Source organism: Holophaga foetida DSM 6591 (genome assembly GCF_000242615.2).
In the GTDB taxonomy this organism is placed as follows: Bacteria; Acidobacteriota; Holophagae; order Holophagales; family Holophagaceae; genus Holophaga; species Holophaga foetida.
This window is the reverse complement of the sequence record NZ_KI912268.1, coordinates 1,934,548-1,952,570: the sequence shown is the minus strand read 5'-3', so window position 1 is coordinate 1,952,570 and position 18,023 is coordinate 1,934,548. Positions and strand designations below refer to the sequence as shown.

General features: G+C 64.0%; 17 protein-coding genes. 12 read left to right on the top strand and 5 right to left on the bottom strand.

What is annotated here, in order from left to right; all coding sequences use genetic code 11:
• Positions 1-6: 6 nt before the first annotated feature.
• The 9 genes from HOLFODRAFT_RS20210 (at position 7) to HOLFODRAFT_RS20200 (ending at position 9,944) form a co-directional block, all read left to right on the top strand.
• Positions 7-885 (top strand): sigma-70 family RNA polymerase sigma factor, encoded by an 879-nt coding sequence (locus HOLFODRAFT_RS20210; protein WP_005037828.1) that lies wholly within the window; start codon positions 7-9, stop codon positions 883-885.
• Complete coding sequence (locus tag HOLFODRAFT_RS0208510) at positions 882-1,808, top strand: P-loop NTPase family protein (protein WP_005037825.1); 927 nt, start codon at positions 882-884, stop codon at positions 1,806-1,808. Before HOLFODRAFT_RS20210 ends, HOLFODRAFT_RS0208510 begins: the two co-directional genes overlap by 4 nt.
• On the top strand, positions 1,805-4,363 hold the full coding sequence (locus HOLFODRAFT_RS0208505) for an MMPL family transporter (protein ID WP_005037823.1): 2,559 nt from the start codon (positions 1,805-1,807) through the stop codon (positions 4,361-4,363). Before HOLFODRAFT_RS0208510 ends, HOLFODRAFT_RS0208505 begins: the two co-directional genes overlap by 4 nt.
• A gap of 147 nt (positions 4,364-4,510) precedes the next feature.
• A complete protein-coding gene (locus HOLFODRAFT_RS0208500) occupies positions 4,511-5,350 on the top strand; it encodes a hypothetical protein (RefSeq protein WP_005037820.1) in 840 nt (279 codons plus the stop codon).
• A 3-nt stretch (positions 5,351-5,353) separates the two neighbouring features.
• Entirely contained in the window at positions 5,354-5,854 is a 501-nt protein-coding gene (locus HOLFODRAFT_RS20205) for a PIN domain-containing protein (protein ID WP_005037817.1), read from the top strand.
• A gap of 212 nt (positions 5,855-6,066) precedes the next feature.
• A complete protein-coding gene (locus tag HOLFODRAFT_RS0208490; RefSeq protein ID WP_026939170.1) occupies positions 6,067-7,137 on the top strand; it encodes an SAM-dependent methyltransferase in 1,071 nt (356 codons plus the stop codon).
• Positions 7,138-7,200: 63 nt separating this feature from the next.
• Positions 7,201-9,300, top strand: a complete 2,100-nt coding sequence (locus HOLFODRAFT_RS0208485; RefSeq protein ID WP_425280009.1) for a M3 family metallopeptidase — start codon at positions 7,201-7,203, stop codon at positions 9,298-9,300.
• Positions 9,301-9,378: 78 nt separating this feature from the next.
• The gene (locus tag HOLFODRAFT_RS0208480; protein ID WP_005037812.1) at positions 9,379-9,639 is read left to right on the top strand and encodes a type II toxin-antitoxin system Phd/YefM family antitoxin; all 261 of its coding nucleotides are present in this window, start codon (positions 9,379-9,381) and stop codon (positions 9,637-9,639) included.
• A complete protein-coding gene (locus tag HOLFODRAFT_RS20200) occupies positions 9,630-9,944 on the top strand; it encodes a type II toxin-antitoxin system RelE/ParE family toxin (RefSeq protein ID WP_005037810.1) in 315 nt (104 codons plus the stop codon). Before HOLFODRAFT_RS0208480 ends, HOLFODRAFT_RS20200 begins: the two co-directional genes overlap by 10 nt.
• On the opposite strand, the gene thiE is transcribed toward HOLFODRAFT_RS20200, so the two are convergent.
• The 3 genes from thiE to HOLFODRAFT_RS0208460 form a co-directional block, all read right to left on the bottom strand.
• Positions 9,935-10,552: a thiamine phosphate synthase gene (gene thiE, locus HOLFODRAFT_RS0208470; protein WP_043485795.1), complete on the bottom strand. Its 618-nt coding sequence runs from the start codon at positions 10,550-10,552 to the stop codon at positions 9,935-9,937. The two genes, HOLFODRAFT_RS20200 and thiE, sit on opposite strands and share 10 nt — an antisense overlap.
• A 36-nt stretch (positions 10,553-10,588) precedes the next feature.
• Positions 10,589-11,392 (bottom strand): hydroxyethylthiazole kinase, encoded by an 804-nt coding sequence (gene thiM / locus HOLFODRAFT_RS0208465; protein WP_005037807.1) that lies wholly within the window; start codon positions 11,390-11,392, stop codon positions 10,589-10,591.
• Positions 11,393-11,456: 64 nt separating this feature from the next.
• Positions 11,457-13,088, bottom strand: a complete 1,632-nt coding sequence (locus tag HOLFODRAFT_RS0208460) for an ABC-F family ATP-binding cassette domain-containing protein (protein ID WP_005037804.1) — start codon at positions 13,086-13,088, stop codon at positions 11,457-11,459.
• A 213-nt stretch (positions 13,089-13,301) separates the two neighbouring features.
• Here HOLFODRAFT_RS0208460 and HOLFODRAFT_RS0208455 point away from each other — a divergent pair, with 213 nt between their 5' ends.
• The 3 genes from HOLFODRAFT_RS0208455 (at position 13,302) to HOLFODRAFT_RS0208445 (ending at position 15,757) form a co-directional block, all read left to right on the top strand.
• On the top strand, positions 13,302-14,189 hold the full coding sequence (locus tag HOLFODRAFT_RS0208455) for an EthD domain-containing protein (RefSeq protein WP_005037801.1): 888 nt from the start codon (positions 13,302-13,304) through the stop codon (positions 14,187-14,189).
• Between the two features lie 130 nt (positions 14,190-14,319).
• A complete protein-coding gene (locus HOLFODRAFT_RS0208450; protein ID WP_005037800.1) occupies positions 14,320-15,264 on the top strand; it encodes an NAD(P)H-dependent oxidoreductase in 945 nt (314 codons plus the stop codon).
• A 127-nt stretch (positions 15,265-15,391) separates the two neighbouring features.
• Entirely contained in the window at positions 15,392-15,757 is a 366-nt protein-coding gene (locus HOLFODRAFT_RS0208445) for a hypothetical protein (protein WP_005037798.1), read from the top strand.
• Positions 15,758-15,878: 121 nt separating this feature from the next.
• Here HOLFODRAFT_RS0208445 and HOLFODRAFT_RS0208440 read toward each other — a convergent pair whose 3' ends face one another.
• Together HOLFODRAFT_RS0208440 and HOLFODRAFT_RS0208435 are read right to left on the bottom strand one after the other, a co-directional pair.
• On the bottom strand, positions 15,879-16,499 hold the full coding sequence (locus HOLFODRAFT_RS0208440; protein WP_005037796.1) for a hypothetical protein: 621 nt from the start codon (positions 16,497-16,499) through the stop codon (positions 15,879-15,881).
• 171 nt (positions 16,500-16,670) lie between these two features.
• Entirely contained in the window at positions 16,671-17,951 is a 1,281-nt protein-coding gene (locus tag HOLFODRAFT_RS0208435; protein WP_005037794.1) for an MFS transporter, read from the bottom strand.
• Between the last annotated feature and the right edge of the window lie 72 nt (positions 17,952-18,023).

Below are 18,023 nucleotides of genomic sequence, written 5' to 3'. Positions count from 1 at the left end.
TGACATGTGCCCCCACGGCATTTGGAAGAACACTCCCTCGATAAATACTTCGACTCCATCCGTGACCTCCCCCTGCTCACGGCGGAGGAGGAGCACATCTACGGAGAGATGTGGCAGACCGAAACCAACCCCCAGGAGGTCCGGGCCGAGGGTCTGCGCCACTTGGTGGAGGGCAACCTGCGCTTTGTGGTCAAGGAGGCCCGGAAGTTCCAGGGCATGGGGCTCGACCTCCTGGATCTCATCTCCGAGGGTAATCTCGGTCTCATCGAGGCCGCCAAGCGCTTCGATCCCACCCGGGAGAACAAGTTCCTGACCTATGCCTCCTGGTGGGTGCGGCAGGCCATCTTCCACGCCTTGGCGGAGCATGGGAACAAGATCCGCCTGCCTCAGAAGGTGGCGGGACATCTGGTTCAGCTCAGTCGCATCACCAACCGTCTCTCCCAGGAGCTGGGGAGGCCTCCCCAGGTGCAGGAGATTGTGGATGTGAGCCACTTCAGCCGCGAGGAGGTGGAGCGTCTCCAGCTGCTCCAGCAGACCACCTGCACCGTGTCCACCGAGCAGGGGGTCGGGGAGTCGGACCTGACCCTGGGGGATAGCCTGGAGCAGACCAGCGAGCCATCCCCCCTGGAAACCCTGGACCAGGAGTCCTTCCTGGACCAAGTGCGCCTCAGCCTCGCCATCCTCAACGACAAAGAACGGATCATCATCGCCCGGCACTTCGGGATGGACGGCAGCGACCCCATGACCCTGGAGAAGATCGGCCAGGCCTTCAATCCTCCCATCAGCCGGGAGCGGGTGCGCCAGATTGAGGAGCGGGCCTTCGCCAAGATCAGGGACCGCCGCAGGGTGCTCCTGGGACAGTTCCTTCAGGAGTGCCGCCTTTGATCGCTCGCAAGGACTGTGCGCTCTGCCACGGGAAGGGTTTCATCATCGATCCCGATCCCATGAAGCCCGTACGCCCCTGCGAATGCGCCCGCAGCCAGCGGGTGGGGGCGGCCGCCCTGGGGATTCCTCCCCGCTACCGCCAGTCCAGCTTCGAGTCCTTCTGGGAATGGTGGAAGCTCGAACATCCCAAGGACACGGTGGCCGCCGCTCTCACCAAGGCCCACCAGCTCCTGGAACACCCCATGAGCCGGGGAACCTTCAGCCAGGACATCGCCTCCAAGCTCGAACTCATCCTCCATCGCTGCGGGGCCAAGGCCCTCCCCGGGGGCGAGGTGGGGTGGAAGGATCTCAAGCCCGCCCAGGAACCCCAGGGGTATCGGACCCTTTACAACTGGGCCAAGAGCGATCGGGATGCCATCGATCTCTGGTGGATCGACGGCTCCCCTGGAAGTGGGCGCAGCTCCCTGGCAGCGGCGGCCTTGAGGGCCTGGGCGGATCGCACCGGACGCCCCGGGCTGTTCGTCAGTGTGCGCACCTTCAGCCAGGAGCTGAAGGACACCTACTACGACTCCCGGAGCTTCAAGAACACCGACTTCATGAGCGAGCGGGACCGGATGGCCCCCCTTCTCACTGCCGAGTGCCTGGTGCTGGATGACTTCGACCGACTGGATGCGGATATCCGGGTGGTGCGGGCCCTGGCCCAGCTGCTGGATCAGCGCTATTCGGATGAACTGCCTACCATCCTTACGGCTTCCCGTTGGGCTGGCACCCTCCAGAACCTGACTCCCGAGGCCTATCCCCTGCTCCGCCTGGACGATGCCAGTCTCCTCAAGCGCCTCGCACAGGCTCGCCGTGTGGTGATGGCGCCTCTCCTGGAGCGTCTGCTGGGTGCTCCGGACGGGGGAGCCGACTCCCGGCCATGAAGCGTCTGCTCCGCCTTCTGCTGCACCTCCATCTGAAGCGAACCCGGGGGAGGTGGGCGGTCCTTATCCTCCTGACCCTGCTGCTGGGTGCCGGGGCCTGCCGGATCGAGCGGCGTCTGGACCTCTTCAGCCTGCTCCCTACGGAGCATCCCGTGGTCAAGGCCAGCATCGAGGCCGGAGTCGGGCGCCAGGAGATCCTCTGGCTGGCGGCTGAGGGGGAGGCCGCGAATCTGGAAGCCCGCCAGGCCTGGGCCGAGGGCCTTGTGGAGAAGCTCCTCTCGGAGAATGGCGTCCCGATGAACGGCATGAGCGGCGAGGGGCGCATCTCTCAGCCCGTTCCCGTCCCCGGTCCCATGGGGGCTTCCCTCTGGCCGCCCCTGCTGGTGGCCGGGAGCTTTCTGGAGGGGGATCCCCCCGCCAACCGTCTCGTGACGGAAGAACTGTACGCCTTGGCGCCCGTCCTTCTGGGGGACCGTCTGGCCTCCCTCACTGACCCGGCGGAAGTGCGGCGGCGCTTCCAGGCCACCGCCAGGGATCTCGGCTCCCCCGATCCAGCCAAGGCCCGGATCGCAGCGGTGGATCCCCTCGGGCTCCGGGACCGCTTCCCTCTTCAGAGCGAGACCGTGGAACGGGCCCATCGCGGCCTCTCAAACTTCCCCCTGAAGCTGAAGACCGGCTATCTGGAAACCAGGGATGCCCGTTTCGTCCTGGTCCCCCTGGTCCTGGACTTCCCCAGTTCCGATGCCAGGAGCACAGCCAAAGTCCTGGCCTGGGTTGGGCGGGGCGCCCAGGGAGAGCTTCCCCGCAGGGCCAGCCTGGAGGATGTGGAGGGGGCGCTTGCGCCCACTTCCGGACGGTCCTTCCCCATCCAGGCCACCGGCGCCCATGCCATCGCCTACTGGGAGTCCCAGCAGCTGGGGCGGGAGGTGGTCCTGAGCCTTGTCCTCAGCTTCGTCCTCATCGGGGTGGTCTACTGGATCGGCTTCCGGACCCTGGCGGGGTACGGCTATGTGGTGGGGCCCCTCCTCCTGGGGATGCTCTGGGCCCTGGGGCTGACGGGCTGGCTCCTGGGTCGGCTCAACCTCATGGCTGCGGCTTTCGGAGCCGTGCTTCTGGGCATCGGTGACGATGTGGGGATCCTGATCTTCAGTCGCTACCGGGAGGAGCGGCAGGCGGGACGTTCCAAGCCCATGGCTCTTCGCCTGGCCCTCCTGGGCACCGGTCCCGGGGTGGTGACGGGGACTCTGGCTACGGCTCTGGCCTTCCTTGCCTGCACCTTCACCCCCTTCCCGGGCTTCCGGGATCTTGGCCTGACCGCAGGCCTGGGGCTCCTGGCCTGCCTCGCCTCCAGCTTCCTGGTGCTGCCGGCCCTGCTCCTGGCCCTGGACAAGGGGAGGGGGGTCTTCGCCCGCCGGGAGGCGCCCCTTGCTGTTCCGAGGCCCGTGAAGCCGTGGAAGCTGGTCCTCTCGGGACTGCTTCTCGTCCTGGCGGCCTGGGGGGCCCGCCGCATGACCTGGGAGGAGGATCTCCGCCGCTTCCGCCAGACCGGCAATCCGGCCCTGAGGCTCCAGGAATCCCTCGGAAAGGCCCTGGGGGCGGGGCTCCAGCCCCTGGAATTGCAGATTCCCCTGGATGATCCCGAGCACTTCGCCCAGCGCTGGAACCGCATCACCGAGGTCCTGCGGCGGGAAGGGGTTCCCATGCCCGCCTGGGAGACGCCCTCCCAGGAACTGCGGATGGTGCTCGGCTCCGAGACCTGGTACCGCCGCACCCTGGAGGAGGCGGCCCGCGCCGGGCTGGACCCCGTGGCTCTGGAGCGCCCCCTGGCGGCCCTCCGGGCCAGCGCAGAAAACCCGCTTGCCGCTCCCCTATCCATCCAGGGCCTCCTGCCGCCGCCTGCTTCGGAACGCCGGAAGGACCCCTGGACCGTTATGCACTGGTTCCAGCGACATCGCAGCGCGGCTCCCGCATCCTCCTATCTGGCGCTCCCCCTCCGTCTGCCGGAAGCCGCCCAGGACCGGGTGGAAGCCGAGGCGAAGGCCGTGGGAGCCCGGATGGTGGGCACCCGGCCCCTCTTCCGGGCCATCAAGGAGGTGGCCCGGGAATCCCTCCTGCAGGTCATCGGGCTTGCCTTTGCGGCGGTCCTCCTCGTGGTGGCGATCTTCGGGCGGAGCTGGCGCTTCTTCTTCCTGGCCCTGGTGCCCCTGGTGGCGGGCCAGCTCGGCGTGCTGGGTTCCCTCGGCCTGACGGGGGAGCCCCTCACCTTCCTGAGCCTCGTGGCCATCCCCATCACCCTGGGGGTCAGCGTGGACACCGCCATGAACCTGTTGCACCGTTCCCGCCACGAATCCGGCGCCGCTGCCCGGGTGGCCAAGGTCAATGCCGTATGCGCCTGCACCACCCTGGCAGGCTTCGGCGGTCTGGTCTTCAGCGGCTATCGGGGCCTCCGGGGACTCGGGCTGGCGGCCCTCGGCGGCGTGGCCCTGGCCCTCCTGGTGACCCAGTGGCTGTTGCCCTGGATGGTGGAGAAGTGGCCTGTTGGGGAAGGTGATTGATGAAGCATTGCTTTATAAGCTCTGTTCCTGGAAACACGGCACTATCTCCAACAACACCCGCCACGCCTCGGCCTTGCTGCCCATGCGAAAGGGCTTGGTGAGAGAGCCTTGAAAACGAGAAGATGGGGTGTTCCACGGGAGGCGGCCATGACCAGAGCAAAGAAAGAGCTGGATCTCGTGCTGTCTATCGGCGGCAAGGGTTCCCTCAAGGGTGCCTTGACCCCAGAGGATCTCGAAGATCTTGCCGATCTGATGAAGGGTTTGAAGCTTTTCGATCCCTCTCTGCAATCCATTCAAATGACGGGATCGATAAGGGCAGGTAGTGCCGTTGTTGGGTTTTCCATCCCTCAGCCAGGCGGCTTGGGGGAAATCAATCCCGCTCGCCAAGCTGCTCGTTGTTACTTTCAGAATGGTGGATTTGATCCAGATACCGGGTGGAAATGGGCGAAGCCTCAGCGGACAGCCTTTGAAAGGCTCACTCGGCGGGGTTGCAGCCTCGGCGTGAGGATTCCTCCTTCGCACCCGGACGAACCCGCCTTTAAAGCCGAGTTCGACCGCAAAGATTACCTGGGCTTTTCGAAGCACATCGCCGCTGAACCAGAATGGCAGCATCTCCAGGGCCGCCTATTGGAGATTGATTTCAAAGATCGTACCTTCGAGGTCCACACGAGCCAAGGCGTGATGACATGTTCCTTCCCAGGCGACTACACCGAGGATCGTTTCGATGGACTGGCGCGGAAAGTTGTTTTCGCCAAAGTCCTCTGCCGTCATCGCCCCAAGCAAGGAACCTGGAAAGCTGAACGTTGTGAGAGCGTCATCCTTGCCCCGCAACCCCAGGATCTGATCGCTGTTGACTATCCCGCGGGCATCCACCCTCCCAAACGCCCCATGGTGGGTGGATTTCATCTGGACCAGTTCGCTCCCAGCCTGGACGCCGCTGCGGCCGAAAGCCTGTCTGCGTTCCTCAAGGATTTTGAGGGGGCGTGAGACATGCCTCTGGTCGTCGTGGACACCAATTTGGTTTCTTTGCTCGTCAAGCTTCGAAGCGGTCAGCTTCGGAAGGATGAGGAGCGCGCCCACCGCTACGAGGCGTATCTCCAGGGCCAGGATATGATCCGTGCCTTCCCCACTGAGGCGGAACTCCTTGTTTGGCTGAAACGGCTTCCTGCTGACGAACTCGGGGAGAAATACGCCCAGGGCATCCGGGAGTTCCTGGACCAGACCGGGCTGATCGACGGTACCGACCTTGTAGCACAGCATTGGGCACGGATCGTCTCCGCAGGGGAGAAGATGGCAAGGGTGCATGTGCGGGATCGCAACAACCCCAAACGCGAAGCCCAGTTGAACGACACGTGGATAGCCGCCTGCGCCCTGGCCCATGGGTTACCCCTGGTGAGCGACAATCGGAAGGACTTCGAGTGGATGGTGGAGGCCCTGGGGCTGGAACTGGTCAGTTATGCCGGTGCCGGTCAGACCCTTACGTCACAATAGCTCTCGACGTCCCGATGTCCGAGGTTGGACAATGGGACTTCCCTTTTGCGAGTAGCCCCATGCCTACGGAGCAGTTGCCAGGCCTCCTGGAAACTTGGTTCAAGCGCTACCCGGTGAAATGAGCGAACAGGGGCTCAGCGGCCCTGGAAGGTGGTTATGAACCGTCTCAGCGAAAAGATGTTTCGGGCCCTCGACAAGGCCATGAGATGAAAATGCACATGATCATTGATGAGCTGTTGCGCCAAAACAGCCTTGCCCTCCCCGCCTCCGACTTCATGGCCCAGGCCCTCTATCACCCGGAGCAGGGCTACTATCGCCGTCCGCTGGGCCCCTGGGGTTTCGAGGGGAAGGACTACTACACGGCCCTGGATCTGGGGCCGCTGCTGGGGGAGGCCCTGGCGCTGCGGCTGGAGCGGGCCTGGGAGCGCCTGGATAGGCCCGGTGTCTTCACGGTACTGGAGCCCGGGGCAGGGCGGGGCTGGCTGGGACGGGATCTGCTGGGCGCGGCCAGGGGAGCCTTCGCCGAGGCCCTGGTCTATGTGCACCGGGACGACAATCCGGCGGCTCGCGAAATGGCAGCAAAGGCCCTGGAGCCCTGGCTGGAAAGCGGGAAGGCGCGCTTTATCCAGGAGGGGGACGGGATTGCGCCCTTCTCAGGGGCGATCCTCTCGAACGAGCTCTTCGACGCCCTGCCAGCCCAGCCCTGGCGCTGGACGGGGGAAGCCTGGGAGCGGGAGGTGCTGACTGCCGACGGCCCCGGCTGGGAGGCTTCGGACGCCGGGGAGGCCGGGGCGTGGTTCGCCGCCCATGCCGAGGACGGCCTTCAGCCGGGGGATGGCAGCATCTGGTGCGAGGGTTTGCCCCAGCTCGTGGCGGAACTCTGCGGGGCTCTCCAGGCCGGACTCTTCCTGGCGATCGACTACGGCGAGAGCGCATCCCGTCTGCTTTCCAAGGGCGCTGGCCTCCGCCGGTACAAGGGGCACACCGTGGATGGCCGCTGGTGGGAGGAGCCTGGGGAATCGGATCTCACCGCCGATGTGGACTTCACGCGCCTGGAAAGCCTGCTTCGGGGGGCCGGGCTTTCGGGTTCCGGGCACGTCAGCCTCAGCCGCTGGATCCGGGAGCACGCTCCCCTGGCCGATTGGGAGGAAGCTTGGCAGTCCCTGGACTCCGTGGCGCGGGTCAAGCGCATGGAGAACCTGCTTCAACTCACCCTGCCCGGCATGATGGGGGAGCGGTTCCGGGTGCTGGAGGCCTGGGCTAACGGCTGCTCTGCTTCGTGAAGAGGTATGATGGGCTTCTTGGGGGGACCTTCCATGTCCATTCGTAGCTGCCTGCACCTGGGAATGCCTCTTGTCTTCGCCTTGATCACGTATCCGGGCCATTCGGAGGCTCCTGTGACATCTGCCCCTCTGCCCATGCTCGCCCCCTGGACCGGCCCCTACGGCGGCGTTCCCCCCTGGGACAAGGTTGTGCCGAAGGACTTCCTCCCTGCCTTCGAGGCGGCCATGGCGGAGCAGCGCCGGAACATCCAGGCCATCGCAGGCAATTCCGAAGCCCCTACCTTCGAGAACACCCTCGCCGCCATGGAGCGCTCCGGGCGCGCCCTGGAGCGCGTGAACGTCCTGGCAGGCGTTCACTTCAGCACCCTCAAGCTCGGGGATGTGGGGAAGATCGAGGCAGAGATCATGCCCAGGCTGGCGGCCTTTTCGGATGAAATCGTCCAGAACGGCCCCCTCTTCCAGCGCATCGAGGCGGTCTATCTCGGGGCTGACAAGGCCAGCCTGGATCCGGTCCAGAAGCGCCTTGCCTGGCTCTACTACACCAACTTCGTCCGGGCCGGAGCCAAGCTGAATTCCGGGCAGAAGACCCGCATCAAAGCCATCAACCAGCGCCTGGCCGTGCTCAGCACCCTCTTCAGTCAGAACGTGCTGGCAGAGGAGGACGGTCAGTTCACCGTCATCGAGAAGGAGGCTGACTTGGCAGGCCTGCCCGCCGATTTTCGCGCCTCCGCCGCCAGGGCTGCGGAAGCCAAGGGGCTCAAGGGCAGGTGGGTCATCGCCAATACCCGTTCCTCCATGGAGCCCTTTCTTTCCTACGCTGAGAATCGCCAACTCCGCGAAAAGGTTTGGCGCACCTACGTGAACCGTGGGGACAACGGCGGGAAGACCGACAACAAGGCCACCATCACCGAGATCCTCAAGCTGCGCTTCGAACGGGCCCAGCTCCTGGGCTACGCCACCCACGCCCACTGGGCCCTGGAACGCTCCATGGCCAGGACCCCCGAGCGGGCCGTGGCCCTGATGGAGGCCATGTGGAAGCCCGCGGCAGCACAGGTCCGGGCGGACGTGGCCGAGATGCAGGCCATCATCGACAAAGAGGGCGGGACCTTCAAGCTGGCCCCCTGGGACTACCGCTTCTACGCCGAGAAGCTCCGCAAGGCCAAGTACGACCTGGATTTCAACGAGGTCCAGCCCTACATGCAGCTCGACAAGCTCCGGGAGGGCATGTTCTGGGCCGCCGGTCAGCTCTATGGTCTGAGCTTCACGCTGGTGAAGGGGCTGCCCCTCCAGCACCCGGATGTCTCGGTCTTTGAGGTCAAGAATGCCCGGGGCCAGCACCTCGCCCTCTGGTACTTCGACCCCTTCGCCCGGGCCGGGAAGCTCTCCGGCGCCTGGATGAACGACTACCGCGGGCAGGAGAAGCTCGACGGCGCCATCACCCCCATCGTTTCCAACAACTCCAACTTCACCAAGGGGGCCCCGGGGGAGCCTGTACTCGTCTCCTGGGATGATGCCGAGACCATGTTCCACGAGTTCGGCCATGCCCTCCACAGCATGCTCTCGGACGTGAAATACCCCTCCCTGGCAGGCACCGCCGTGGCCCGGGACTTCGTGGAGTTCCCTTCCCAGATCAATGAGCACTGGCTCCTGACCCCCGAGGTCCTGAACCGCTTCGCCCTCCACTACAAGACCGGCAAGCCCATCCCGGCGGAGCTGGTGGCGAAGATCAAGCGGGCCTCCACCTTCAACGAGGGCTTCAAGACCATGGAGTTCCTGGCCTCCGCGGTCATTGACATGAAATACCACCTGGCTGGGGGCCAGACCATCGATCCCATCACGTTCGAGCGGGAGGAGCTGGCCCGGCTGGGGATGCCCTCCGAGATCGTCATGCGCCATCGTCCCACCCAGTTCAACCACATCTTTTCGGGGGACGGGTACTCCGCAGGCTACTACTCCTACCTCTGGGCCGACGCCCTGGTGGCGGATGCCTGGGAGGCCTTCCAGGAGGGCAAGGGCCCCTGGGACCCCGCCGTGGCCAAGCGTTTCCACGACTGCGTGCTTTCGATCGGGAACACCATGGACCCCACCGAGGCCTTCCGGGCCTTCCGGGGCCGGGATGTGAACACCGACGCCCTGATGCGGGACCGGGGCTTCATGGAGTAGCTACGGGGGATCTTACTGGAGTGGTATAATTGTATTAGAATAGTATCACTCTGGATTCCCCTGTATTGGAGGTGCGACATGCTGCCCAGACTGGTGCCCGTCACCGATATCAAGCGCAAGGCCACGGATATCATTGCGGCACTCCAGAGGGATCAGGAGCCGCTGGTCATCACCGAACATGGCCGGGAAGCTGCGGTCCTGATGGATGTCGTCAGCTATCGCATGCAGGAACGGAAACTGGCGCTGCTGGAGGGCATCATCCGTGGTCAGCAGGCCATGGCCGAGGGGCGGACTCTATCCCATGAGGAGGTTCTTCTCCGGACGGCAAAATGGGCCTGAAAATCCTCTGGACCGAGCCCGCTGCTGAACAGTTTGCGGAGCGTCTCGACTACATCGGCGCTTTCAACCCAGAGGCGGCCCGTCTGCTTCGGGCAAGGGTGGACCGGAGCCTGCGGCGTTTGGCTGACTACCCGGAGATGGGACGGTGGGTTCCCGAGTTCGGCCCAGGTTTCTACCGGGAGGTGCTGGTCAAACCTCTCCGGATTCTGTACGAGCACCACGACAAAGGGCTTGTGATCACCTATGTGCACCGTCAGGAAGAAATGACGGGGCCCGACACCTTTGAGGGAAGCGATCAGGTCTGAGCGCGCCGGATGCCCCCCGCCAGGCTCCTCGTCGCCGCCTCCGGATCCTCCGCTCCGCAGATGGCCGACACCACGGCGATGCCTTCGGCACCTGCCCGGACGATGGCTTCCACGTTCCCCGCGTGGATGCCGCCGATGGCCACCAGGGGGTGCCGGGAGAAGGTCCGGATGCGGGCAATCCCTTCGAGGCCCCAGGCGCCTTTGGTGTTGGTCTTGGTGGGGGTCCCGAAGACCGGGCTCACGCCCAGGTAGTCCACGGGCTGCTGCTGGGCCCGCTCCACGTCCTCCCAGGTCTCCACCGAAAGGCCGATGATGGCGCCCGATCCCAGGATGCGCCGGGCGTCGCTCGGATCCATGTCGCTCTGGCCCACGTGGACACCCGCAGCGCCACAGGCCAGGGCCACGTCCACCCGGTCGTTGATGATGAGGGGGGTGGCGCCGAGCAGGGCCTTGAGGGCCTTCGCCTGGGTCACGAAGTCCCGGGTGCCCAGGTCCTTCTCCCGTAGCTGAACGGAGGCGATGCCCCCCTGGAGGGCGAGGCGCACCACCTCCTCCAGGGGGCGGCCTGCGCATGCCCCCCGGTCCGTCACCAGGCAGAGGCCTTTCATCCATGGATCGGAAGTGTGGGTGTTTGGGGCCACCCCTCAGGCCTCGACCCGGATGTCGCGCTTGATGTCCTCTCCGTTCATGCGGTAGAGGGCATCGATGAAGTGCATCTGGAGGCTGCCGGGGCCTTCAGCCTTCCTGGCGGCCATCTCTCCGGCGATGCCCATCACCGCCATGGCCTGGGCGGCGGCCAGGACCGGGTCCGGCGTGACGGCGGCGAAAGCCCCCGTGAGGGCCGTGGCGGTGCAGCCCAGGCCGGTCACACGGGGCATCATGGCGTGGCCGTTGTGGATCCGGATGGTGCGGTCACTCCCCACGATGTAGTCCGTCTCCCCACTGATGCTGATGATGCACCCATAGGTCTTGTGGAGGCTGTGGGCCGCCGCCAGGGCGTCATGGGAAGCCTCCGTGCTGTCCACGCCCCTGGTCTGGGCGAGATCACCGCAGGTGGCCATGATCTCGGAGGCGTTGCCCCGGAGGATGGCTGGCTTGGTTTCCTTGAGGAGCTCACGGGCGGTCCGGGTGCGGTACGCGGTGGCGCCTGCGCCTACGGGATCCAGGATGATGGGGATGCCCTTCTTCTGGCCAGCCTCCCCCGCCAGGAACATCGCCTTGATCCACTCCTGACTCAGGGTGCCGATGTTGAGGACCAGGGCGGAGGCGATGCCCACCATTTCCACCATCTCCTCCTGGGCCTGGGCCATGACCGGCGAGGCCCCCAGGGCCAGCAGGGCATTGGCGGTGTTGTTCATGACCACGTAGTTGGTGATGCTGTGGACGACGGGGGACTTGGCGCGGATGGCCTGGACGGCTTCCCAGGTGTTCAGAGGGTCGATGGACATGCTTGATTCCTTTGCGTCAGGGGCTCTGACAGAAAGCGTCAAAGGGCCCCTTTGAAGTCTGAGCTCAGCTGTGCACGCCGGGCGCCTCGTGCCCGGTGCTTGCAACGTATTCGTTGTAGCTTCCCTGGTAGAGCAGGGGTGTCTCGTGTTCTTCCACCGCCAGTTCCAGCACCCGGTTGGCGATGCCCCGGAGGAAGTTACGGTCGTGGGAGACGAAGAGGATGGTGCCCTCGTAGTCCTTCAGGGCCTCGATCAGCATCTCCTTGGTGGCCAGATCCAGGTGGTTGGTGGGCTCGTCCAGCACCAGGAAGTTGGGGGGATTGAAGAGCATGCGGGCCATGACCAGCCGGGACTTCTCTCCGCCGGAGAGGGCCCGGATGGGCTTGTCCACATCGTCCCCGGAGAACTGGAAGGCCCCCAGGATATTGCGCAGCACCCCCAGGCCCTCCATGGGGAAATCCTGCTGCATCTGCTCCACCACCGTGAGGTCGGGATTCAGGAGGTCCAAAGACTGCTGGGCGAAGTAGCCCATCTTGAGGCTGGCCCCCAGCTTGACGCTCCCTGAGTCCGGCTCGATGGCACCAGCGATCATCTTGAGGAGCGTGGACTTGCCGGCGCCGTTCTTGCCCATGACGCACCAGCGCTCACCGCGCCGGATATGGAAGTCGAAGTCCTTGTAGATCTTCCGGTCGCCGTAGGCCTTGCAGATGCCTTCCAGCATGGCCACATCATCCCCGGAGCGGCCGGGCGTGCGGAACTGCCACTTGGTCACCTGGCGCTTCTTGGGGAGCTCGATCCGATCCTGCTTCTCCAGGGCCTTCACCCGGCTCTGGACCTGGGCGGCCTTGGCGGCGTGGGCCTTGAAACGGTCGATGAAGCGCTGTTCCTTGGCCAGCTTGGCCTGCTGGCGCTCGTAGGCTGCCTCCAGGTTGGCCTCCCGCTGCTCCCGCTCCTTCACGTAGAAGTCGTAGTTGCCGGAGTAGCTGATGATGTCGCCTGCGTCGATCTCCACGATCTTGGAGACGATGCGGTTCATGAAGTCCCGGTCGTGGGAGGTCATGAGGAGGGTGGCGTCCACACCCCGGAGGAAGTTCTCCAGCCAGAGGATGGATTCGATATCCAGGTGGTTGGTGGGCTCGTCCATCAACAGGACGTCGAAGTTCCCCAGCAGCACCTTGGCCATGGAGACGCGCATCTTCCAGCCGCCTGAGAGGGCACCCACGTCCCCGTCGATCTGCTCCGGGGCGAAGCCCAGTCCTTCCAGGCAGGCCCGGGCCTTGGCCTCCAGCTCATAGCCCCCGGCGTGCTCGTACTCCTCCTGGACATGGCCGAAGCGCTCCAGGATTTCGTCCAGCTTGTCGGCCTGGTCCGGGTCCGACATGGCGTGGTTCAGCCCTTCCAGCTCGTGGTGCAGTTCCCCGAGGCGACCCGAGCCTGCGATGGCCTCCTCCAGCACCGTGCGCCCGGCCATCTCGTCCACTTCCTGGCGGAAGTAGCCCACTGTCAGCTTCTTGGGGACCGCCACCACGCCGTCATCCGGGCTCTCTTCCCCCATCACCATGCGAAAGAGCGTGGACTTGCCCGCCCCGTTGGGCCCTACCAAGCCCGCCTTCTCGCCAGGATTCACCTGGAAGCTGGCGTCGATGAAGAGGATCTGCTGGCCGTACTGCTTGCTGACATTGGAAAACGAAATCATGTAGCTCCCGGGATACGAAGGTACCGAACCTTCCATGGTATCCCGGGAGCTTCAAAGTCATGGGGTCATCGGATTCTTTGGGGCTAGGCTCATAAGAAATCTGGGGATATTGACTCTCGTGTCACTTTTAATGTATTTAATTGAGTTTTATTGCCTTTTAGTCTTTGTTTATCGCCAGAATGTCTGGGTAACCCCCCCTCTACGGAGCTATCCATGATCAAGTGGAATATCACCAGCAGGCACCACCCCTCGCTCAGCACTGAGCGGTTCTACTACGAGTGGGCTGTCATCCACGTGGCCTTGATGGTCACCAACGCCTCCACCATGCGTTGCTTCAAGCGCTACGTGCAGCACTTCGCATACGAATTCGAGATGATCCCCGATGAGGCTCGCCTCCTGCCCCTGCATCCTACCAAGTGGCAGAGCTTTGCCGAGCATTGGATCGAAGGGATCCAGGCCATCGGGCCCGCCGTGAGCAGCGAGGACTACAGGGGCCGCATGCATCCCCATAGCTTCAGCGATTCCACCATGGAGTTGCACCTCCTCCAGGGTACGACGGTCTATGAACGACCTGACTTCAAGTCCGGTGGCGTCAAGCTGATACACAACCTCAAACTCAAGGCGGGTGTCAGTGTCGAGCAGTTCAACGCATTCCTGGCCGAAAAGCACGCTCCCCTGGTGCTGGACCTGCTCAAGGCGCGGGGCCTGCGCAAGTATGAGATTGATCGCCAGCTGGGTCTGGACCCTAACCAGTTCAAGGGGACCCTCTTCGAGAAGGGCGGCGTGGATCAGTACGCCGGTCTGGAGGAGTTCTGGTTCGATAGCCTGGAGGATGCCCTCGCCTTCGGCAAGGATCCCAAGGTCCGCCAGGCCCTGCTGGAAAGCTACGGCCAGTTTGTCGACATCCAGGCCAGCCACTCCATCTACATGACCGAGCGGGTGGCTTTCGACTTCGTCACCAGGGAAGCCACGCCCCCGCCCGCCATCCTGAACCCGGACAGCTGCGAGGCCAGGACCTGCTACGACGACTGGAAGTGCTACCTGCCCAGCCTCGTCAAGCCCGAGCCTCACCAGGGCAACTGCTACCGGGAAAGGCCCTGATTCCGGCCCTGGGTCGCTTCTTTATCGGTGCCCATCCTCTGTGGACTAACCTGCTTTTTTTCCAAGACCCCGTGCGGGGGATCAGGTTCCGGAGTTTATTCCGGTCTGATGGCCTTTTTTGGAGTGAATCATGAAAATCCTAGGCATTTCATTCGGTGCCAAGAACGGCAGCAACGATGCCATGTGCAAGGAGGCCCTGAAGGCCGCCCAGGAAATGGGAGCCGAGATCGAGTTCATCCGACCTCTGGAACTCGACCTCAAGCCCTGTAACGGCTGCGTGGCCTGCGTCAAGAAACTCGTCCAGGGCAAGAATCCCCAATGCATCATCCAGGACGACTTCCCCTGGCTGGATGACAAGATCGCTTCGGTGGACGGCATCCTTATATTCATGCCGATCTTTGAGAAGGGGGCCCCTGCGAGCTTCAAGATTCTCCAGGACCGCCTCGCCGGGCCCAGCCACGACAAGGCCTTCCTGAAGGCCTGCAAGCAGATCTCAGAGAAGACGGGAAACGAGGGGCCGGACATCCGTCAGATGCGGGATGACATCCCGGTCTCCTTCGTCATGATCGGCGGCAGCGACTGGGTCACCCGGGTAGCCACGGACGCCAAGCTATTCGCCATGACCCCCGAGTGGAAGATCATCGATGAGATCGTCTTCCCCTGGTCCAAGGCCATCGTGGCGGAGGACGAGAAGGTGGCCCAGTGCCATCAGGTGGGCGTGAACATGGTGAAGGCCCTGCAGGATCCCGCCAGCGCCAAGTACCTGGGCGATCCCGGCGTTTGCCCCAACTGCCATTCCCGGAACTTCTACCTCAATGACGCGATCACTGAGGCGGTCTGCGAGGTCTGTGGCCTGATCGGTGAGCTCAAGTCGGTGGAGGGGAAGGTGAGCTTTGAGTTCCCGGCCGAACAGATCAAGCATGCCCACAACACGGTCTCCGGCAAGTTCCACCACCTGGATGACGTGAAGGGCAACGAGATGAAGATCGCCGAACTCCGTAAAACGGAAGCCTTCAGCCGGCGGATGGCGGGCTACCGGGACTTCATCCAGGCCAGCATGCCGAACAGGTCATAGCCCCATAGTCCCCAGTGTTCCATCTGACGCTTGCCGCACATGAATGCTTGACTTGAACACATAAAATACTTAGGTTGTGTGTGACTTCATCCCCATGTCTTTCAATTGTGTTTCAGAGGAGATCCCCTTGTCTGACCGCATCAAAGTCATCGATTATAAAGGGCACAAGATCCTTTGTGGGGACAGTTCGGGCCTCAAGCCAGCGGAGATCGTTGCCCTGCTTCCAGAGATTTCCAGAATCATGATTGAGCAGAAGATTTTCCTGATCTTTCAGGATGTAAACAACACAACCTCAGACGAGACCGTCAAGAAGGCCGCCATCGAGAGTGCGACCAAGACGGCTACAGCTTTGGGGAGGCCGGCCTACTCTGCATTCATCGGCATCCGGGGGCTCCAGAAGATCATCGCCAACGCCGCATTGCGGGGTCAATACTTTGCGTCGACCCGTGAGGAGGCTCTGGATTGGCTGGTACAGCAGGCTGAAAAAAAATGAGAACACGATCCGGGTGAGGGTGCCGTGCGCGGGGGGCTCCCAATGCCTTCGCCACAACCTCCCATCCCTGCAGAATGAAAAGGAGCACCCATGGTGCTCCTTTTTCAATGGATACGGCGTTCTACTTCATGTATTTGTAGCGTGCTTCGCGCCCCCTGCCCTCCAGGGATAGGTCGGCAAAGGGGTTGAAGAGGGGATTCTTGACCGGCTTGTAGAGGCTGTGGAGCTGGGGGAGGAAGACGCCCCAGTTGCCGATCTCCTGGGCGCAGTGGGCGGCCCAGATCTTTCCGTCTTCGTGGGTTTCCTTCTTGCGGGTTCCGAAGGCGGAGGACTTGCCGATGACGCCGTAGTCCGTCTTCTCCCACTGGTGGAGACGGTAGCCCATCGGAGAGGGGTTGATCAGGGACTCCTCCCCGAAACCCAAGCCGGCCGCGATGTAGACATGCTCGTAGCAGATGTAGTCGCGGATCTCGGCGGGCACCTCTTCGAGGCGTTCCATGCGGATGTAGAGGTTCTGGCGGCTGCCGTCATTCCAGGTCTGGGGGGCGATGTGGATCGAGCCCTGGGGATCCCCCGGGGTCACCGGCACGGCCCACTGCAGGGGCTCGTGCTGCTCGGGGTGCCAGAGCAGCACCGCCTTTTCCAGGTTGCTCCAGAACCAGTCGATCATGTGGGCGGTCACGCCTTCGTGCCGCCAGTCCAGGTGGGTGCCCAGGGCGTCCTGGGTGATGTTCACTTCCATTGAGAAACCTCCGTATTTCTGATGGTGGTCCATTCTAGGCTGTGTGCCCGATGACCGGTCTCACGGCCAGGGGCAAGGGATTCGGGGGTAGCCGTCCCTTCGGTCTGGCCTCGTAACGGAAAGGGCGTGGGCCAGTTGCCTGGCCCACGCCCTTTCCCGGGCAGGCCTCCCTCAGACCGTGGCTTCGTCCGTGCCCTTGACCGTCCGGGTCGCCCTCTTCGGGGAGGGGAGGAACTGGACCAGAAGGGCCCCGAGGATGGCGACGAGGGCGACGAGGGCGATGGAGCCGTGGTAGCTGCCCGTCCTGGAGAGGATGGCTGAGCCCACCAGGATGCCGGGGATGCCTGCGTAGAACCCGATGCCGAAGGCCATGCCGGTGATGCGGCCCACCACAGAGTGGTGGTAGTTGATGGAGATGAAGGCGACGATGGTGGGCACCACCCAGGCGGCGAAGAAGGCCGTGGCCGGGAGCACCAGACTGAGCGTGGAGACCTTGGCGCAGACCGAGGGGGACAGGAGCGAGCAGGCGAGGGCGCCTGAGACCAGGAAGCCCAGGCCGAGGGTGGCGCGGGCGCTTTCGCGGAAGAGCTTCTCGAAGATGAAGCCCACCAGCAGCCCCCCCAGCATGAAGAACATCTGGTAGAGCCCCATGAGCCTGCCGGCCATCACGGGACCGTAGCCCAGTCCGGTGGGGGGAGCGATGGCGATGTAGCCGGGGGTCAGGTCGTTGACCCCGGTGAAGAACCAGCAGCTGATGAAGACCGAGGCGATGAGGATCCAGGTGGTGGCTGACCTGAGAGCCCTGGAGAAGGCGCCCTGGACCTCGCCCCGGGCCTCTTCGGAGCGCTCGTCAGCAGACGCAGGGGGCTGGGGGCCCAGGGCCACGAAGACCCAGCAGGCCAGGGCGATGGCGGGCGCGATGGCCATCCAGCCCATGGTGCTGAGCCAGCTGTGGGTGCGGATGAAGGTGGCCGGGGCCGCCAGGAAGCCGATGAGGACGCCCCCCGAGGTGGCCACACCCTGGAGGCCCGCGACCATGCCCCGCTGCCGGACCGGGAACCAATCCGCCGCCAGGGTGGCCAGGGTGGAGGTGATGGGGCCCAGGCCAGCCGCCTGGATGATGCGCAGCAGGATGATGGTCTTCAGGCTGCCACCGGACAGGGGGAAGAGGAGGGTCGGGATGATGAGGAGGATGCAGCCGACGATCATGAGCCGGTTGGCGCCGAAGCGGTCCACCAGGAAACCCGCCAGCAGGCAGGAGCTTGCGCCGACGATGTTCCAGAGGCCCATGACGATACCCGTGGCGACCCCGGGATCCACCCCCAGCTGGTGAGAGACTTCCCCCATGAGGGGGGCTGGGGTGATCATGAGAATGCTGCCTGCCACCGTTGCCACAAGGAGGGAGAACAGGACGAACCAGCGGAAGGCTGGGTAGTTCTGGGATGCGTGCATGGGATACCTTTCGGACAGGGCCGCACGCAGAAAGGGCCGCTCGTCTGACCGGCCGAGCGGGCCCCTGGGGTG

What these genes read in the sequence shown, in the direction of transcription:
- HOLFODRAFT_RS0208480 (WP_005037812.1), top strand. Translation starts at nt 9,379, where the DNA reads ATGCTGCCCAGACTGGTGCCCGTCACCGATATCAAGCGCAAGGCCACG.
- HOLFODRAFT_RS0208450 (WP_005037800.1), top strand. Translation starts at nt 14,320, where the DNA reads ATGAAAATCCTAGGCATTTCATTCGGTGCCAAGAACGGCAGCAACGAT.
- HOLFODRAFT_RS0208490 (WP_026939170.1), top strand. Translation starts at nt 6,067, where the DNA reads ATGCACATGATCATTGATGAGCTGTTGCGCCAAAACAGCCTTGCCCTC.
- HOLFODRAFT_RS0208500 (WP_005037820.1), top strand. Translation starts at nt 4,511, where the DNA reads ATGACCAGAGCAAAGAAAGAGCTGGATCTCGTGCTGTCTATCGGCGGC.
- HOLFODRAFT_RS0208460 (WP_005037804.1), bottom strand. Translation starts at nt 13,088, where the DNA reads ATGATTTCGTTTTCCAATGTCAGCAAGCAGTACGGCCAGCAGATCCTC.
- HOLFODRAFT_RS20205 (WP_005037817.1), top strand. Translation starts at nt 5,354, where the DNA reads ATGCCTCTGGTCGTCGTGGACACCAATTTGGTTTCTTTGCTCGTCAAG.
- thiE (WP_043485795.1), bottom strand. Translation starts at nt 10,552, where the DNA reads ATGAAAGGCCTCTGCCTGGTGACGGACCGGGGGGCATGCGCAGGCCGC.
- HOLFODRAFT_RS0208435 (WP_005037794.1), bottom strand. Translation starts at nt 17,951, where the DNA reads ATGCACGCATCCCAGAACTACCCAGCCTTCCGCTGGTTCGTCCTGTTC.
- HOLFODRAFT_RS20200 (WP_005037810.1), top strand. Translation starts at nt 9,630, where the DNA reads ATGGGCCTGAAAATCCTCTGGACCGAGCCCGCTGCTGAACAGTTTGCG.
- HOLFODRAFT_RS0208505 (WP_005037823.1), top strand. Translation starts at nt 1,805, where the DNA reads ATGAAGCGTCTGCTCCGCCTTCTGCTGCACCTCCATCTGAAGCGAACC.
- HOLFODRAFT_RS0208455 (WP_005037801.1), top strand. Translation starts at nt 13,302, where the DNA reads ATGATCAAGTGGAATATCACCAGCAGGCACCACCCCTCGCTCAGCACT.
- HOLFODRAFT_RS0208485 (WP_425280009.1), top strand. Translation starts at nt 7,201, where the DNA reads ATGCCTCTTGTCTTCGCCTTGATCACGTATCCGGGCCATTCGGAGGCT.
- HOLFODRAFT_RS0208440 (WP_005037796.1), bottom strand. Translation starts at nt 16,499, where the DNA reads ATGGAAGTGAACATCACCCAGGACGCCCTGGGCACCCACCTGGACTGG.
- thiM (WP_005037807.1), bottom strand. Translation starts at nt 11,392, where the DNA reads ATGTCCATCGACCCTCTGAACACCTGGGAAGCCGTCCAGGCCATCCGC.